This window comes from Gemella parahaemolysans, from assembly GCF_053758945.1.
Window position 1 is genome coordinate 1 of the sequence record NZ_JBSMTP010000019.1, and the last position, 17,057, is coordinate 17,057.

The following is a 17,057-nucleotide window of genomic DNA, read 5'->3' on the forward strand; positions in this document are numbered from 1 at the left end:
GAACGAAAGATAAGAAAGATATTCCGGAGTACATTTACAAAGAAACTAAGAAAGACGAAAAAGGAAATACAACGCATGTATACCGTCAAGTCGTAACAAGTTATGTAGATGAAGAAGGAAAAGAAATTACCCCTTCAGACAAAGGAACGAAAGATAAGAAAGACATTCCAGAGTACATTTACAAAGAAACTAAGAAAGACGAAAAAGGAAATACAACGCATGTATACCGTCAAGTTGTAACAAGTTATGTAGATGAAGAAGGAAAAGAAATCAATCCTTCAGATAAAGGAACGAAAGATAAGAAAGACATTCCAGAGTACATTTACAAAGAAACTAAGAAAGACGAAAAAGGAAATACAATCCATGTATATCGTAAAAATCCAAAACCAGCTGAACCGACAAAACTAGTTGAGCCAACAAAACGTTTAGCTAACACAGGTACAACTGAGACTAATACTGGATTAGCAGGATTAGGATTAGGAATCCTAGGTGGATTACTAGCAGCCGCAAGACGTCGTAAAAACGACAAAAACTAATTTAAAGTTTATAATAAATCTTTAAGTATAGTAGAAAGCCCTCGAAAAATATCGAGGGCTTTTTTGGATTCTTTGTCAAATTTGGTTGTATAATAGTAAGCGTCCAATAACGAGGTACCTATCCTCCAAACGTAATACAAATATAAAGAAGAAATGGAGGAAAATAAAATTTCAAAATAAATTGTACCGTTAGACGTTGGCTATTTATCAAAAAAGAAGGGGAATCTAATGTGATTCTACTGAAACTCCGTAAGGGAAAATGGAATGGGGCTTTATGATTCCGTAGATAAAGAACAATTAAAATGGATATTGGATGCTTACCGTTTAAAAATCATATTATAAAAGTTAAATATATAGTACATTTATGTTTTATATGGTAAACTAGAATAAATAATTTAGAGAGGTGTAATATGTTAAAAAATATATTAAATAGTGTATTATCTTCAGGAAGTAATGGATCAGATGATAAAATTAAAGAATTAATTAATAATATTATAGGTGGAAATCAAGCACCGTCATTTGTTACTGATATTCTAAACAAGGCATTAGAACAACTAAATCAAGGTGCAGGTTCAGCACTTGTAGCACCGATGATTAATAAGGTATTAGAATCATATTCTAAGGAAAATTCATTAAGTAATGATATGAGTGAGTTGTTTAATATTACCAGTAATAGTGGAAGTGGTCTTACTGATATTGCAGGAAATATTATTAATACATTAATAAAAAAATAGTTTAAGAAAAAAAAAGAAGCCATGTTTAATGGCTTCTTTTCGTATATTATTAGCATAACCTATGCTAGCAAGTCTCTCCACCTCAAGATGAACCAGCTCCTGCTGTACAACCATAACAATGCATACCAGTAACAATTCTACGTACACCTGTATGATTATCTACAAGCTGACTTACATGATTAACTTCACCAGAGATTTTAAGCTTTTCGATGTAGTTAAAGTCACAATCATATAAAGATCCATCAGGACCAACAGAAATCATGTTTCTACACATAAGCCCAGGCAAGGTTGCAGGATTATATGCTTTATAAAGTTTGTTCATATATCCTTCATATAAATCTTCTCTATGTAAGAATTCAGAGAATCTTCCTATAGGATTGTTTGTAATTGCAAATAGGTTGTTAAAGACAATTTCAAAATTGTCATATAGTTTTTTCTTATACGTTTTTTCTAGTGCTTCTTGTTTAGGAGGTAAAAACGCCCCATTTGGATTATAGACTAGGTTTAAGATAAGGTCTTCATCTTTCCCATAACCTAGTTCATTTAGTTTTCTTAGTACTTCTATTGACTTAGGAAAAACACCTTTTCCACGTTGTTTAGCTACAACTTTTTCGTTGTAATAGGGTAGAGATGCCACTACTTGAACTTTTAAGTCACGATATAGTTCTGGTATATCTCTATAAGCTGGGACATCTAGGATAATAAGATTTGTTCTTACGATTACAGTTTTAGCATACTGAGAGATTTCTTTCAGAAACCATCTGAAGTTAGGATTCATCTCAGGAGCGCCCCCTGTAATATCCATTGTTTTATATTTACCAACCTTAAATGCTTCAATTATCTGTTCAAAAGTTTCCCGAACCATATTATTTTTCTTTGTAGGTCCGCCATCAACGTGACAATGACTGCATGTAATATTACATAAACTACCTACATTGATTTGCATAACTTCAGGAAATTCTTCAGTTAATAAATATTGTTTTTCCTCAACTTGGTCAAAAAATTTAGGAATATTTAATTCTGTCATAATAATACTAGTTTGTTAATTTATCAGAAAGTTCTTTACTTTGAAGACCGTGTACAAGAGTAATACCAGCTTTCATTGCTGCTGCAACGTGGATAGCTTCTGCGATTTGATCTTGGTCGCATCCTTCTTCTAAACAAGTACTAGTATAAGCATCAATACAATAAGGACAAGCTTCAGCATGAGCTACCGCAAGTGCAATAAGAGCTTTTTCACGAGTTGTTAGTTCACCTTCAGCCATAACATTACCGTAGTAATTCATAAAGTTTTTCCAGTAATCAGGAGCATCTTCGCCAAATTTTCCTTCACCAAATTCGATTAAATGTTTCTTTTTAAAATAATCTGCCATATTTATTCTCTCCTTTAAAAATTTGTATATAATTTTATTATATGTTAGTTTGCATAAATAATCAATGAAATTGCCCAATTTATGGGAGTGACTCAAAAATCATGATTTCGGAGAAATCGATTTTGTCGAGTCACCACCGCACAGTTTATTAGATATCTGAAAAGCTTTTATAAAGCGAATTTAGATATCAATGAACCACTGCGTCTATGAGTTTTCATGTAAACTATTTTAAAATTTAGTACTTTTTGGTCAGCACCTCGACTAAAAAATAACTCTAAAAATCCTTAACTCTATTATCTTATATCCCTATACATTTTTGCTATTTCTTCTACTGAAACCCCACGTCGATACATTTTTTGGTATTGTTGCATCTGCCACATTGTTTTTACAGTATGATTTTTATATCTTCTTGTAGATGTTGTGATAGAGGAGTCAATTACTGTAATTTTATAACTTAGTGCACTTAAATCTTCAGAGAGTTTATAATCTTCCATTAAAGGCATATCTTTATAGCCACCAATTTCATTGAATACTTTCCTGGTTAGGAATATCGCCTGATCTCCAAAGGCAAGGTTTGTAATACTTGCACGCATATTAGAAACAAGAGAATTTACCCACATAGGAAAGCTACTAGGATAGAATCTAATCTTTAGACAGCCAACTTCAGTAGGGCAGGCAAGCACTTTTTCTATAACATCTTTTTGAAGTACACTATCACAATGAATGAACCATAGAATATCCCCTTTAGCAATTTTTGCCCCATAATTCATCTGATTTGCTCGTCCTTTTTTATCCGATAAGTGATATGAGAAACCAAAATAAGAAAGTTCATCTAGGATTTCTTTTGTCTTATCTGTAGAACCTCCATCAACGAAAATTACCTCATGTTCCTTTATATTATACAAACAATATAGATTATAGACGAAATCACGTATTGTTCTTTCTTCGTTATAAATTGGCACAATAATAGTAATCATAAATACACTCCTAAAATATTAGATAATATAATTATAACATGTATAATAGTAATTCAAAATAATTTTTGCGTACTAACTCAGTACTTTAATATTTTTAAGAAAAAATATAAGAAATTACAAATTACATATTGACAAAGTAACTGTATCTATCGTATAATCACAGTAGATACAAGAAAACGTTTTAAATATCTAATTGAATTATACAAATTAATTATAAAAAAGAATTAATAAGGAGGAGTATGATGGATATAAAAATTTCTAATATGTCATCTGTTCCGATTTATCAACAGGTGGCTACACAAATAAAGAGTAGTATTCTTAATGGTAGCTTAAAATGTAATGATCAATTACCTTCTATTAGAAGTTTATCTAAAGAGCTAGAAGTAGGTATAATAACTGTAAAAAAATCATATGAAGTATTATTACAAGAAGAACTCATATATTCTAAAGGGGCTGTGGGGTATTTTGTAAATGATATAGATTTAGATACTATATTATCTATAAAAAAAGAAGAGTATTTAATAGAATTAAAGGGAATTATTGATAATGCTATTAATGATGGGCTTAATATAAGTGATGTTAAGGCTATAGTTGATAGAGTATTGGAGGAAAAAATTTATGATAAAAGTGAATAATTTACAGATTAATAAAAAATCATTTCAACTAGGGCCAATAGATTTGGAGTTAGAACACGGGTATGTGTATGCAATCACAGGTAATAGCGGGAGTGGTAAAACATTATTTCTTCAAACAATCTTAGGCGCAATATCATCAGATAACAAGTCTATTAGCTATAACAATTTGAACTTTCATCAAAATGCAGTAGAAATTAAGAAACTATATTCATATGTTGCTGACAAACCATTGTTTTCAGATACTTTACAAGTAAATGAAGTTTTATATAAAATATCTAAAATAGATGAAAGATTTGATGTAGATAAATGTTTTGAATTTCTGAGTAAACATAAAGTATATCGTCATAAGAAAATATATGAACTTTCACAAGGAGAGAGGAAAATACTATTATTTTCTATAGGAATTTATACAAAATCTAAACTATTAGTTTTAGATAATCCATTTTCTGGTGTTGGTTTAATAGCTAGAAAAGAAATGATAGCACTTCTTAGAGAATATATGGATGAAGATAAAACAATCATTATAGTAACCGAAGAACCATATGTAATACAAAACCTAGCTGATTATATTATTGTATTTAAAAATGGTCAAGTGACTAGTAAGGAAGACGTGGTAGAATTACAAGAACGATTCGAAACCAATGATACAGAAAGAATATTACTTGAGTTATTGAAGGGAGAGAATGAAAATGATTAAACAACAATATGATACAAACTTTGGAGCAACTTGGAATTTAATTTCAAATAGAAATTATAGTAAACCTCTAATATATAAGAGTTTATATTTACTATATTATTTCGTTATTATCTCAGAGGTACTTGAATTATTATTTGATAGAACATATATGATTTTATCTATTATCAGTTCAATAATTATTGTGATAAATGGAAGAAAATACGATGATCCTGAAAAACAATTTATTGAATATCTACCTATTTCATTAAAAGATAAAGTAAGATATATTTACTACACAACTTACATAACTTTATTCTTTGGGGGAGTAATGGCTCTTGTATTAGATTATATTTATCAAAAAGTTAATCCGATTGAATACCTATATGCAATAATAGTAGTTATAGCACTATCAAATTTTGCTATAATTCAGATGATCAAGACAAAAATAACACTAATTTACTTCTTTATATATAATATTATTATCTACCAATTAATAGTAGGAATCTTTAGATTTTTTTTAGTGTCAGTGTTTAGTGGCTATACTGGCCCAAAATATGATAATACACAATTTGATTTGATAAAATTGGCGCTATTAATAGTAATTACACTAGTATATCACTTTGCTAGCGTAAATATCATATTAGCAAATAAAAGAGTAGATAGACGAGTAGATAAAAAGTACAAAATAAAACTTGCAGTAATTCTCTTAATATTAATAATTACAAGTGGATTTAAGTTTTATGCAGATGAAACTAATAAATTTATTGATGAAGTTAAAGAGGGAAGCAAAGTAGAACTAATAAATAGTTATAATGAAACTAAGTAAGGTTTAGTAATAATAAATCAAAAATAAAATAAATATGAAAAAGCTAGTGACTTTGTAAATAAGAGATTAAGTTATAGCTTTTTTGTATTATAGAAAAGTAGGGAAGGTATAAAAAAAGAAGACTTGGAGAACCAAATCTTCTTTGTATTAATATTTCTTATTTGAATTCTGCTGTGTTAACACGAACTCCAGGACCCATAGTTGTAGTTACAGCTACAGATTTGAAGTAAGTTCCTTTAGCAGCAGCTGGTTTAGCTTTAGCTAAAGCGTCTTGAACAGCGTTGAAGTTTTCAACTAAGTCTTCAGTTGAGAATGAAACTTTACCGATTGGAGTGTGAACAACACCAGCTTTTTCAGCACGGTATTCAACTTTACCAGCTTTGATTTCATTAACAGCTTTAGTAACGTCCATAGTTACAGTACCAGTTTTAGGGTTTGGCATTAATCCTTTAGGTCCTAATACACGACCGATTTTACCAACTTCTCCCATCATGTCTGGAGTAGCTACGATTACGTCAAAATCAAACCAACCTTGTTGGATTTTAGTGATGTATTCACCTTGTCCTACGTAGTCAGCTCCTGCTGCTTCAGCTTCTGCTGCTTTATCACCTTTAGCAAAAACTAAAACTTTAGCAGTTTTACCAGTTCCTTTAGGAAGAACTACTGCTCCACGAACTTGTTGGTCGTTTTTACGAGTGTCAACTCCTAAACGGAATGCAACTTCTACAGTTGCGTCAAAATTAACTGTGCTTGTTTTTTTAGCTAATTCGATTGCTTCTACTACAGAGTATAGACTAGAAGAATCTACTAATTTAGCTGCTTCAAGATATTTTTTACCTTTTTTTGCCATTATAATTATCCTCCTATTCTCCTATTAAGATACCCATACTTCTTGCAGTACCTTCGATCATACGCATTGCTGCTTCAACAGAAGCTGCGTTTAAGTCAGCCATTTTAAGTTCAGCGATTTCTTGAACTTGAGCTTTTGAAACTGTAGCAACTTTGTCACGGTTAGGAACAGAAGATGCTTTTTCAATTTTAGCTGCTTTTTTAAGTAATACTGGTGCAGGTGGTGTTTTAGTAATGAAAGTAAATGAACGGTCTTCATATACTGAGATTACTACTGGAATGATTAATCCTGCTTGGTCTTGTGTACGAGCATTGAATTCTTTACAGAATCCCATGATGTTTACACCAGCTTGACCTAACGCTGGACCAACTGGTGGAGCTGGGTTAGCTTTACCTGCTGGTACTTGTAATTTAACAACTTTTATAACTTTTTTAGCCACGATAAAACCTCCTATATATTTTTCGTGATGTGGTCATTTGAACGTCTTTAAATTTTTCGTTCTCCCACTCAATCAAGTTTTGTATTTTTACATACTTGACTATGATATCACACTGGATAAGTAAATGCAAGTATTTTAATAAGTTTTTTTGAAAAAAATTATTTTAGTGGTAAAAATAATTCTACTTTATATTGAGCAGATAGTAAAATAATACAACTAAGTCGGCTAAAATTCAAGTAGTAAATTTAAATATATAGACAATAAAAGTTATAATTTGAAAGGAAACTTATAAACTATATTTTATAGAAGAAAAGTTTTTACAAACTGTAATTTCCCCTAAGTGAACTATTGACTTTTTACTATAGGTAGTGTAGAATTGTAGTTATGGTATGTGACAATTTATTCGAATTTTAGTTGTCGACTAGTTGTTATATCATAATAAAAAATTTTTCAAAATAGAAAGAGGTTGCAAAATGATTTATGGAATAATCAGTATTGCAGCTTTACTTGTTGGACTTTTAGTTGGATATATTATTTCGAAAAATTCTATTCAAAAGAAATTAGAATTATCTAAGCAAGATGCTGATCATATTATTGGAGAAGCGAGAAAAGAAGCTAGATATATAGTTGAAAAAGAAACTACTATCGCTAAAAAAGAAGCTGAAGAGATAATTAATATTGCTAATAAAGAAGCAGAATTTAAAAAACAAGATATTCAAAGACAAGAAGATAGAATTGTTCAAAAAGAATCTTCATTAGAACGCCAAACAGAGCTCCTAAATAAAAAAGATGAGTTGTTAAGTTCTAGAGAGATGAAATTGGAAGAGAAATCTCAACTTCTTGAAGAGAAAAGTAGTGAGGTTAATCAACTTAAGATTCAACAAGAAACAGAGTTGCAAAGAATTGCAAACTTAACAGAAGAACAAGCTCGTGAAGAGATTATGGCCGCAGTTGAGACTGATATGGCTAAAGACATGGCAATATATATAAGAAATAAAGAACTAGAGGCGAAAAACGTTGCTGATAAACGTGCAAAAGAACTTATTGTTCAATCATTACAACGTTTTGCTACAGATGTAGTTAGTGAAACTACTGTATCTGTTGTAGATCTTCCAAGTGATGATATGAAAGGTCGTATTATCGGTCGAGAAGGAAGAAACATTCGTACTTTAGAAACATTAACAGGGGTGGATTTAATTATTGATGATACTCCAGAAGCAGTTATCCTTTCTGGATATGACCCAATACGACGTGAGATTGCAAAAACTGCGATTAAATCACTTATTGATGATGGTCGTATCCATCCTTCAAAAATTGAGGAAGCTGTTGATAAAGCACGTAAAAACATTGATCAAGTTATTCGTGATGCAGGAGAACAAGCTACATTCGACCTTGGAATCCACAATATGCATCCAGATTTAGTAAAAATTGTTGGTAAGTTAAAATATAGAACAAGTTATGGTCAAAATGGACTACAACATTCTATGGAAGTAGCATATATTTCTGGACTTATCGCAGCTGAGTTAGACTTAGATGTTGCAACAGCTCGTCGTGCAGGTTTACTACATGACATCGGTAAAGCACTTGATCATGAGGTTGAAGGTTCACACGTTGAAATTGGTGTAGCTTTAGCACTTAAGTATAAAGAAAATGCAATTGTTGTTAATGCGATTGCTTCTCACCATGGTGATACAGAACCAACAAATCCAATTTCTGTTATTGTTGCCACAGCGGATGCACTTTCTGCATCGCGTCCAGGAGCTCGAAGAGAGTCATTAGAGAATTATATTAAACGTCTACAAAAACTTGAAGAAATTGCGAATGAACACAAAGGTGTAGAAAAAACATTTGCTATTCAAGCAGGTCGTGAGATTCGAGTAATCGTAAATCCAGAAGAAGTAGATGATACAAAAACTTACAAAATTGCCAAAGAAGTTAAAAATAAAATCGAAGAAACGATGCAATACCCTGGGAACATTAAAGTTAATGTTATCCGTGAGGTTAGAGCAGTTAAGGTTGCAAGATAGTAAATTAAGCGATTGGAATTATCCAATCGCTTTTTTATATGTATAATTTAAAAGATAACGTCTAACTTTATATTTTATACATAAGTTAAGTTTCTGAGTAAAGTAAATAAATAAATTACTAAGAAATTAGTGTAATTTACAATTGAGAATGATTATTATAACAGTAAGATACAATAAAATCGAGTTAATTAAATTAGAAAAAATAATTGAAAAGAAGAGAGTAAAAGGTGTGAAAATTAATTAGAATTTTCAATAATAACATTTTTTGTTGTAATTTATAATTCTGATAATTATATATTTAAAATTACTAATATTTATTTAAGAATTATTTTAGGTTAAAAGGTTAGGGTACAGCTGTTTTATAGACTGTTTCAAGAAAAAGATAATTTAAATATTAAAAAATAAATATATAAGAAAATGCTGTTAATTTCATATTTATTATAGAAGAAACTGCAAGCTATGATAATATTTTTATAATATTAGTTTTATATTTTAGGAGAAATCTTTGTTAAATTATAAGTATTTTAATAAAAACTGTATTAAAACAGGGTTGAAAAAATATCTATGTTATAGTATAATTTTTACTATAGATGTAGGATATTAATATCTATGTAATTATTATAAATTTTTTAAGGAGAGTGTTATTATGACAAACACTGTAGAATCTAAAGTATTTTTAGAGCCACAAGAAACTTACGAGTTAACTTGTAAAAAAGGTGTTGCTAAAGCGACTGCAAGCCTTAAATACATGTTAAGTTTAGGATTCTTAGGTGGGGCATTTATCGGGGTAGGATTTTTAGCCTTACTTCGTGTATCAGGATCAATTCCTAAAGAGTTTGGCGGAATCGGTGCATTACTAGGAGCGTCTGTTTTCCCAATTGGACTTATTTGTATTTTAGTAGGTGGCGGAGAGTTAGTTACAGGTAATATGATGGCTGTAACTGTTGCGTGGTTTAATAAGAAAATTAGTTTTAAACTGTTGGCTAAAAATATGGTAGTTATTACATTTGCTAACCTTGTTGGTTCTTTAGTTATTGCTTATTTCTTAGGACATTTAACTGGATTAACTGGTGGAGCTATTGCAGCTAAAACTATCTCAGCTGGTGAATCAAAAGTATACTTAACATTCTGGCAAGTATTCTTCTCAGCTGTAGGTTGTAACTGGTTAGTAGGTATGGCAGTTTGGTTAAACTTCGCAGCTAAAGATGTAGGTAGTAAAATGTTTGGTGTATGGTTCCCAATTATGACTTTCGTTGCTATTGGATTCCAACACTTGGTTGCGAACATGTTCGCAATCCCAGCTGCAATGTTTGAAGGTGCAAATATCTCAGTTTTACAATTTATCCAAAACATGGGAACAGTATTTTTAGGTAACTTTGTTGGAGCTGTTACATTAGTTTCTGCACTTTACACATTTGCTTATAAAAAATAACAGTAGAGAATTATTATATTCTTTAAAATAATAAAAAAAATGAAGTATTTTCAATGATACTTCATTTTTTTGTTAAATAGAATTTTCTGTTGTAAAATAGTAAGTAATATAGATTGAAATATTAATTGAAGGTAAGGGGAATTTTATTCCATAAATAATAGTTGAATAAATAAAAGATTCCAAATTATTTAACTTGGAATCTTTTATTTATATTAGTTTTCTACTTTTACAACCCAACCGAATTTATCTTCAACTTTACCTAATTGGATACCAGTAAGTAAGTTGTAGATTTTTTGAGTCCATTCTCCTGGTTTATTGTCTTTGATAAGTTCTAATTTTTTAGTGCCATCGAATAATTCACCAACTGGAGCGATTACTGCTGCAGTACCGCATAGGAATACTTCTTCAAGTTTTCCATTATCATAAGCTTCATAAACTTCTTCAAGAGCTAATTTTCTTTCTTCTACTTTTTCACCTAGTGATTTAAGTAATTCTAATACTGATGCACGAGTGATACCTGGTAAGATTGAACCATTTAACTCTGGTGTAACGAAAGTTCCGTCAATTTTGAAGAAGATATTCATTGCGCCACCTTCTTCGATATATTTTTGTTCAACTCCATCAAGCCATAGAGATTGAGAGTAGCCTAGTTCTTGGGCTTTCTTTTGACCTTTAAGAGATCCAGCATAGTTACCTGCCGTTTTAGCGAATCCAAATCCACCGCGAACTGCACGTACATATTCGTGTTCTACAAAAATTTTGTTTGGTTGTAATCCAGCTTTGAAGTAGCTTCCTGACGGTGATAAGATAATTACAAATTTAACTTCGTTATTTGGGTGTACTCCAAGTGCTTCTTCTGCACCGTATAAGAAAGGTCTAACGTATAGAGAAGTACCTTCTGACTTAGGAATCCATTCTTTATCGATAGAAATTAATTTTTTAAGTGCAGCTAATGCAAATTCTTCGTCTAACTCAGGTAAGGCGATACGGTTTGAAGATTTATTTAAACGTTTGAAGTTTTGTTCAGGACGGAATAAAACTGCTTCTCCATTGGCGTTGTATGCTTTCATACCTTCGAAAACACTTTGTCCATAGTGTAATACGTTTAATGCGGGTGATACTGGAATTGGCCCATAAGGAACGATTCTTGGATCGTACCAACCTTTATCAGTTGACCAATCCATAACAAACATATGGTCTGTGAAGACTGTACCAAATCCTAATTTATCATCGGGTGTTTTTTCTTTTGGAGTAGATGTAAGCTCTACTCGGATATCATTTACTGTTAGTTTTGTCATAATTATATTTCTCCTTATCTTTTAAACAATTAATTTTTAATGCGTTAGAGATATTATAATACTAATTGAGTGTTTTTTCAATACTTTCCTTTAAATTTTCTGAATTTTTATAAAAAGTATCCGATATTTCATCTTGAAAATTTAATGAAAATACTATAAAATATTATGTAATCATTGTTAATTTTTCACTTTGATATTTTAAGATACTAATTTAATTTTTGTTGAAAATATGATACAATATTAGAAATGTTATATTAACAATGTACCTAATTTTAAAGGAAGGTAGATATATATATGGATATCAAAAAATCATTAGAAAACAAATTTAACACGTCCTTAGCAAATCTTACAGGATCACCAATTAGAGAATTTGATGCATTTGCTTCAACGATTGAAGGGATTATCAAGTTAACATTAGGAGAACCTGACTTTGACACTGCTGAGGAGATTAAAGAAGCAGCCAAACAGGCGTTAGATAATAATAGAACACATTATTCAGTAAATAATGGAATTGAGCCATTAAGGGCTGCATGGGCTAAGAATTTAGAAAAAAGATATAATTTGAAATACAGTTCTGATGAGGTTATTGTAACAATAGGTGCTTCTGCAGCTATAGAACATACTATTTCAGCTATTACAAATCAAGGGGATACTATTTTAGTAGTGACACCATATTTTTCAGCTTATGAGGGTGTTGGTATTCTAAATAAATGTAATATTAAATTCATTGATACAGCAGATAATGGTTTTAAAGTACGCCCTAGTGACTTAGAAAAAGCGTTAGAGGAAAATAAAGATGCAAAAGCAATTTTAATTAATTACCCGAACAATCCAAGTGGTGTTTCTTATACTAGAGAAGAAGTTAAAGAAATTGCTGATGTATTAGGTAAATATGATATTTTTGTACTTAGTGATGAAATTTATGGAGATATTACATACAATTATAAACATACATCTTTAGCGGAATTTATACCTGATCAAACAGTTTTAATTAGTGGATTATCTAAGTCTCACGCCATGACAGGATGGCGTATAGGATTTATTGCAGCTCCTGAAGCGATGATTAGAAAAATTGGTGTATTCCATTTATTTACAGTATCCGGGGCACCGACATTTATTCAAGATGCTGCAGTAGTGGCATTAACTGATGAAAATGTTAATAAATATAATAATCATATGATTGAAACTTATAGAGAAAGAAAAGATTATATGGTTCCAAGACTTCGCGAATTAGGTTTTGAAATTCCTGAAATTGATGGAGCATTTTATATTTTTGCTAAAATTCCAGCAGAATACAGAGAACTTGGTGCTATGGAGTTTTGTAAATTATTAGCAAAAGAAGCACGTGTTGGGGTTATACCTGGGACAGCATTTGGGAAAGCATATAATGATTTCTTTAGAATTAGTTATGCTACAAGCATGGAAAATATAAAAGAAGCTGTTGCAAGAATTTCTCAATTTATGAATAAGTAATTGCAATAGAAGAAAGGTTATTTAAATGAAAGGTAAATTCATAACAGTAGAAGGTTCAGATGGTTCAGGTAAAACGAGCTTTATCAACTTTGCTACAGAATATTTGAAAGAAAAGGGATATAAAGTAATAACAACACGTGAGCCTGGTGGTACAGAGTTTAGTGAAAAAGTGAGAGAACTACTTTTTGATAGTTCGAATGATATTGATGCTAAGACTGAAAGCTTACTGTTTTGTGCTAGTCGTCGAGATCATATCGTAAAAAAAATATTGCCATATGTAAATGATGGATATATAGTAATTTGTGATCGTTTTGTTGATAGTTCAGTTGCGTATCAAGCTTATGGACGAGGACTTTCTAAACAAGATGTTTTAGACATTAATGCTTATACGACAGATAATCTTGAACCAGATTTAACTCTATATTTTTGTGTAGATGTAGAAGTTGGATTAGCTCGTACAAAAAATAGAGATGATAATAACCGAATGGATCAAGAAAGTTTGAATTTCTATAAAAATGTCAAACGTGGTTATGATGACCTTTCAAAAGAAAATACCGAACGTATTAAAGTAATTGATGCGAGTGATACATATGAGAATGTGCAAAAACAAGCACTTTCTATATTGGAAGGATTTTTAAACAATGAACTTTAGTAAAGATACAATTGTAATAAAATCTTTAACAAATACATTAAAAACAGATAAACTATCCCATGCCTATTTAGTAGTAGGCGAGGATAGTTTATATTGTGATGAGTTTATTTTAAGTTTTGTTAAAGCAATTTTTTGTTTAGAAAATAAAAAGAAAGAATTTTATAGTTGTGAAAATTGTAAAAACTGTAACAGTATAAATCATGGAAATTATGTCGATTTTTATAAGTTAGAAAGTGAAACTTCGATAAAAAAAGAAGAGATTCAAACATTAAAATCTGATTTAAGTGTTAAATCATTTTATGGTAAGAAGATATATTGGATAAGAGATATTGAAAAAATGACAGAGCAAGCAGCAAACAGCTTACTTAAGTTTTTAGAAGAACCCGAAGATGATATTATAGCTATTCTTAGTTGTAAGAATATTAGTGCAGTATTACCGACGATTATTTCACGTTGCCAACAAATTAAACTCATAGGACAAAGTGAAAATATAGAGATTGAACAAGATGAAGAGTTAATAAATATTACTGAAGAATATGTAAAAAGATATATGAGGAAACCTCATTTGGCTAATATTTATCTACTAGAAAAATTAAAGTCTAAAGATGAAGTAGTAGAGTTTTTCAAATATTTAAGTCTGAAAGTTGCTAAAAGTTATAATGAAGAAACCGTAAGAGATGTTGTTAATGTTAGTAATGTACAGGAAAAAATACTTCAAGCATTAACAGATTTAAATGGGAATGTAAATGCAATATTGGTACTGGAAAAATTTGTCTTTACTATTTTATTAGATAACAATAATTTAGAATTTTTAACAAGAGGTTAGTATGGAAGATAATTTAAGAGTTGATACAGTTTCTAAAAATTTTAAAATATTACAAAAAGTTGATCATTATAGTATGTCAACGGACTCTTTTTTACTACCATATTTTGCCAATGTGCCGAGAAGTTTTAAGAAGAATATTATAGAGCTTTGTAGTGGCAACGGCGGTATTTCGATAATTCTTAGAGAAAAGTCTGATGCGAAAATAGAAATGTTAGAAATTCAAGAAGATTTGATTGAACTGAGCAAAAAAAGTTTAGAGTTAAATGATATTGCTAATGTAGATGTACGAAGTGGCGATATAAAAAATGTAAAAGAATACTATAGACCATCTTCTTTTGATTATGTAATTTGTAATCCACCGTATTTTCCTGTTGAGAATATGCCGAATCAACGTGAAAAATTTAACCATAATATTTCACGACATGAACTATTATGTAACCTTAGTGATGTAGTGCAGGCGATTAGGTATTTAGTTAAACAAAATGGAAAGTTTGCACTGGTTCATAGAACTTATAGAATAAGTGATATCATCTCTGAATGTGAGAAAAATGGACTAGCAATTAAGAGAATAAGATTTGTATACAGTAAGCCTTCAAGTGAAAATAGTAAAATAGTATTAATTGAGGGAAGTATATCAAAAGTCAGCGATATTAAAGTTGAACAACCATTTTATATTTATAATGAAGATGGCAGTTATACAGATGAAATGAAGAAAGTGTATGGTATTTATGAGTAGTTTTATGTATGTAGTTGAGTGTTGTGACAAAACTTGGTATACTGGATATACAACAGACATTATAAGAAGAATTAAAACCCATAATGCTAAAAAAGGTGCGAAGTATACGAGGGCGAGAGTACCTGTAAAACTAATTTATTTTGAAGAGTTTGAAACAAAAAGTGAAGCGACGAGTGCAGAAAGTCTATTCAAAAAACGTACTCGTAGCAGTAAAGAAGGGTATATATTATCTAATTTGGATACAGAAAAAAGACAAAAAATAAAGGAATATAATAAAAGAATAAAGGAAAAATAACTATGTTATATTTAGTGGGAACGCCAATAGGTAATTTGGAAGATATTACATTAAGAGCACTTAGAGTGCTAAAAGAAGCGGATATAATAGCTTGTGAAGACACGAGAAATACTCAGAAGTTATTGAATCATTATGAAGTAAAAGGTAAGAAACTACTTAGTTATCACGAACATAATGAGGATAAAATGAGTGATAAAATAATAGAATACTTAGAAGAAGGTTTTGACATAGCATTGGTAACAGATGCGGGTATGCCATGTATTTCAGATCCAGGGTATGTACTTGTAGAGAAAGTGAAAAATTCAGGGCTTGATGTTGTTGCTTTACCAGGTGCTAATGCTGGTCTTACAGCGCTGGTAGCTAGTGGAATAGAATCTTATAATTATACTTTTTATGGATTTTTACCGAGAAAAAGTAAAGAACTCAAACAAAAGTTAGAAATTATTTTAAGCTCAAAGACAACTGGGATTTTGTATGAGAGTCCACATAGAGTGAAAAACTTAGTAGAAGAGATTTCTAAGATTACACCAACAAGAAAAATTGCAGTAGCGCGAGAGCTTACGAAGATGTTTGAACAAATAGAAACATACGAAGCTAGTGTGATATTAGAAATGTTGGGAGGAGAAATTAAGGAAAAAGGGGAATTTGTTGTTATTATTTCTCCATCAAAAGATGAGGAAAAGACGGAAACCAACCTTGATGATATTGTAGAAATAATATATGAAAAAGTTCAAAGTGGTGAGAAAAAATCAGAAGCTATTAAAAATACTGCTAAAGAATATGGCATAAATAAAAAAGAGGTTTATAACTTATACCATGAAAAATATGATTAGTTTCATAGTAGTAAATATATTAATAGTAATATTTTTAATCGCAGCGATTCACATAAAAGTATTTTTCCTACCTTTAACGTTTTTTGTATTTCTAAATATATATTTAATATATAGAAGAAGTTCTGATTTAGATAAAAATGAACAGAAGAAAAAAATTATGCTTCATAATGTCAAGAATTCTTTAGGAGTAATACTTGGATATACAGAAGCGCATAATGATGAATTAATTACAAAAGAAGAACTAGATAAAAGAATTAATGAGGAAATTCAAGAAATAGTTTCAATGATAAAAGACGAGATTTATAAGTAAACTGATCTGACCCCAAAAAGTTAGACTTAGAATAGCGTAGTAGTTATAATGACTGCTACGCTATCTTTTTTATATTTATACAGTCATATGTTTTATTCTATATTGCTTAGGACTTAAGCATCCTAGTTT

At 30.4% G+C, this 17,057-nt stretch carries 20 protein-coding genes; 14 read left to right on the forward strand and 6 right to left on the reverse strand.

Annotation, left to right across the window (positions count from 1 at the left end):
- Together ACWOBP_RS07830 and ACWOBP_RS07835 are read left to right on the forward strand one after the other, a co-directional pair.
- Positions 1 to 536 (forward strand): LPXTG cell wall anchor domain-containing protein (locus tag ACWOBP_RS07830; RefSeq protein ID WP_455338214.1); only part of this gene is annotated, 536 nt, incomplete at its 5' end.
- A gap of 410 nt (positions 537 to 946) precedes the next feature.
- A complete protein-coding gene (locus ACWOBP_RS07835; RefSeq protein ID WP_455338215.1) occupies positions 947 to 1,270 on the forward strand; it encodes an acetyl-CoA carboxylase in 324 nt (107 codons plus the stop codon).
- Positions 1,271 to 1,352: 82 nt separating this feature from the next.
- On the opposite strand, the gene arsS is transcribed toward ACWOBP_RS07835, so the two are convergent.
- The 3 genes from arsS to ACWOBP_RS07850 all read right to left on the reverse strand — a co-directional run bounded on the left by arsS (position 1,353) and on the right by ACWOBP_RS07850 (position 3,620).
- Positions 1,353 to 2,297 carry an arsenosugar biosynthesis radical SAM (seleno)protein ArsS gene (gene arsS / locus ACWOBP_RS07840; protein ID WP_455338216.1) on the reverse strand — a complete coding sequence of 315 codons (945 nt, stop codon included), beginning with the start codon at positions 2,295 to 2,297 and terminating at the stop codon, positions 1,353 to 1,355.
- A 7-nt stretch (positions 2,298 to 2,304) separates the two neighbouring features.
- Positions 2,305 to 2,643 (reverse strand): arsenosugar biosynthesis-associated peroxidase-like protein, encoded by a 339-nt coding sequence (locus ACWOBP_RS07845; protein ID WP_003144831.1) that lies wholly within the window; start codon positions 2,641 to 2,643, stop codon positions 2,305 to 2,307.
- Between the two features lie 293 nt (positions 2,644 to 2,936).
- Positions 2,937 to 3,620, reverse strand: coding sequence for a TIGR04283 family arsenosugar biosynthesis glycosyltransferase (locus ACWOBP_RS07850; RefSeq protein ID WP_455338217.1), 684 nt, complete (start codon positions 3,618 to 3,620; stop codon positions 2,937 to 2,939).
- Between the two features lie 242 nt (positions 3,621 to 3,862).
- On the opposite strand from ACWOBP_RS07850, the gene ACWOBP_RS07855 reads away from it, so the two are divergent.
- From ACWOBP_RS07855 to ACWOBP_RS07865, 3 genes are read left to right on the forward strand one after another with little or no spacing between them, the layout of a single operon-like run.
- The gene (locus tag ACWOBP_RS07855) at positions 3,863 to 4,255 is read left to right on the forward strand and encodes a GntR family transcriptional regulator (RefSeq protein ID WP_455338218.1); all 393 of its coding nucleotides are present in this window, start codon (positions 3,863 to 3,865) and stop codon (positions 4,253 to 4,255) included.
- Entirely contained in the window at positions 4,239 to 4,952 is a 714-nt protein-coding gene (locus ACWOBP_RS07860; RefSeq protein WP_455338219.1) for an ATP-binding cassette domain-containing protein, read from the forward strand. The genes ACWOBP_RS07855 and ACWOBP_RS07860 overlap by 17 nt, the downstream gene beginning before the upstream one ends.
- Positions 4,945 to 5,757, forward strand: a complete 813-nt coding sequence (locus ACWOBP_RS07865; protein WP_455338220.1) for a hypothetical protein — start codon at positions 4,945 to 4,947, stop codon at positions 5,755 to 5,757. The genes ACWOBP_RS07860 and ACWOBP_RS07865 overlap by 8 nt, the downstream gene beginning before the upstream one ends.
- 157 nt (positions 5,758 to 5,914) lie before the next feature.
- On the opposite strand, the gene rplA is transcribed toward ACWOBP_RS07865, so the two are convergent.
- Together rplA and rplK are read right to left on the reverse strand one after the other, a co-directional pair.
- A complete protein-coding gene (rplA, locus tag ACWOBP_RS07870) occupies positions 5,915 to 6,607 on the reverse strand; it encodes a 50S ribosomal protein L1 (protein WP_003144761.1) in 693 nt (230 codons plus the stop codon).
- Positions 6,608 to 6,620: 13 nt separating this feature from the next.
- Entirely contained in the window at positions 6,621 to 7,046 is a 426-nt protein-coding gene (gene rplK / locus ACWOBP_RS07875) for a 50S ribosomal protein L11 (protein WP_003144801.1), read from the reverse strand.
- Between the two features lie 473 nt (positions 7,047 to 7,519).
- Between rplK and rny the strand changes: the two genes are divergently transcribed.
- Complete coding sequence (gene rny / locus ACWOBP_RS07880) at positions 7,520 to 9,073, forward strand: ribonuclease Y (RefSeq protein WP_455338221.1); 1,554 nt, start codon at positions 7,520 to 7,522, stop codon at positions 9,071 to 9,073.
- 646 nt (positions 9,074 to 9,719) lie between these two features.
- Positions 9,720 to 10,505 (forward strand): formate/nitrite transporter family protein, encoded by a 786-nt coding sequence (locus ACWOBP_RS07885; RefSeq protein ID WP_048802258.1) that lies wholly within the window; start codon positions 9,720 to 9,722, stop codon positions 10,503 to 10,505.
- A 212-nt stretch (positions 10,506 to 10,717) separates the two neighbouring features.
- On the opposite strand, the gene ACWOBP_RS07890 is transcribed toward ACWOBP_RS07885, so the two are convergent.
- Entirely contained in the window at positions 10,718 to 11,803 is a 1,086-nt protein-coding gene (locus ACWOBP_RS07890) for a branched-chain amino acid aminotransferase (RefSeq protein WP_455338222.1), read from the reverse strand.
- Between the two features lie 294 nt (positions 11,804 to 12,097).
- On the opposite strand from ACWOBP_RS07890, the gene ACWOBP_RS07895 reads away from it, so the two are divergent.
- From ACWOBP_RS07895 to ACWOBP_RS07925, 7 genes are all read left to right on the forward strand, one after another.
- Positions 12,098 to 13,276 carry an aminotransferase class I/II-fold pyridoxal phosphate-dependent enzyme gene (locus ACWOBP_RS07895; RefSeq protein ID WP_455338223.1) on the forward strand — a complete coding sequence of 393 codons (1,179 nt, stop codon included), beginning with the start codon at positions 12,098 to 12,100 and terminating at the stop codon, positions 13,274 to 13,276.
- A gap of 25 nt (positions 13,277 to 13,301) precedes the next feature.
- Entirely contained in the window at positions 13,302 to 13,928 is a 627-nt protein-coding gene (gene tmk / locus ACWOBP_RS07900; RefSeq protein WP_455338224.1) for a dTMP kinase, read from the forward strand.
- Complete coding sequence (locus tag ACWOBP_RS07905) at positions 13,918 to 14,754, forward strand: DNA polymerase III subunit delta' (protein ID WP_455338225.1); 837 nt, start codon at positions 13,918 to 13,920, stop codon at positions 14,752 to 14,754. The genes tmk and ACWOBP_RS07905 overlap by 11 nt, the downstream gene beginning before the upstream one ends.
- 73 nt (positions 14,755 to 14,827) lie before the next feature.
- A complete protein-coding gene (locus ACWOBP_RS07910; protein WP_455338226.1) occupies positions 14,828 to 15,490 on the forward strand; it encodes a tRNA1(Val) (adenine(37)-N6)-methyltransferase in 663 nt (220 codons plus the stop codon).
- Positions 15,483 to 15,785: a GIY-YIG nuclease family protein gene (locus ACWOBP_RS07915; RefSeq protein WP_455338227.1), complete on the forward strand. Its 303-nt coding sequence runs from the start codon at positions 15,483 to 15,485 to the stop codon at positions 15,783 to 15,785. Before ACWOBP_RS07910 ends, ACWOBP_RS07915 begins: the two co-directional genes overlap by 8 nt.
- A gap of 2 nt (positions 15,786 to 15,787) precedes the next feature.
- The gene (gene rsmI, locus ACWOBP_RS07920) at positions 15,788 to 16,618 is read left to right on the forward strand and encodes a 16S rRNA (cytidine(1402)-2'-O)-methyltransferase (protein ID WP_455338228.1); all 831 of its coding nucleotides are present in this window, start codon (positions 15,788 to 15,790) and stop codon (positions 16,616 to 16,618) included.
- Positions 16,602 to 16,928, forward strand: a complete 327-nt coding sequence (locus ACWOBP_RS07925) for a hypothetical protein (protein ID WP_455338229.1) — start codon at positions 16,602 to 16,604, stop codon at positions 16,926 to 16,928. The genes rsmI and ACWOBP_RS07925 overlap by 17 nt, the downstream gene beginning before the upstream one ends.
- The last annotated feature ends 129 nt before the right edge of the window (positions 16,929 to 17,057 follow it).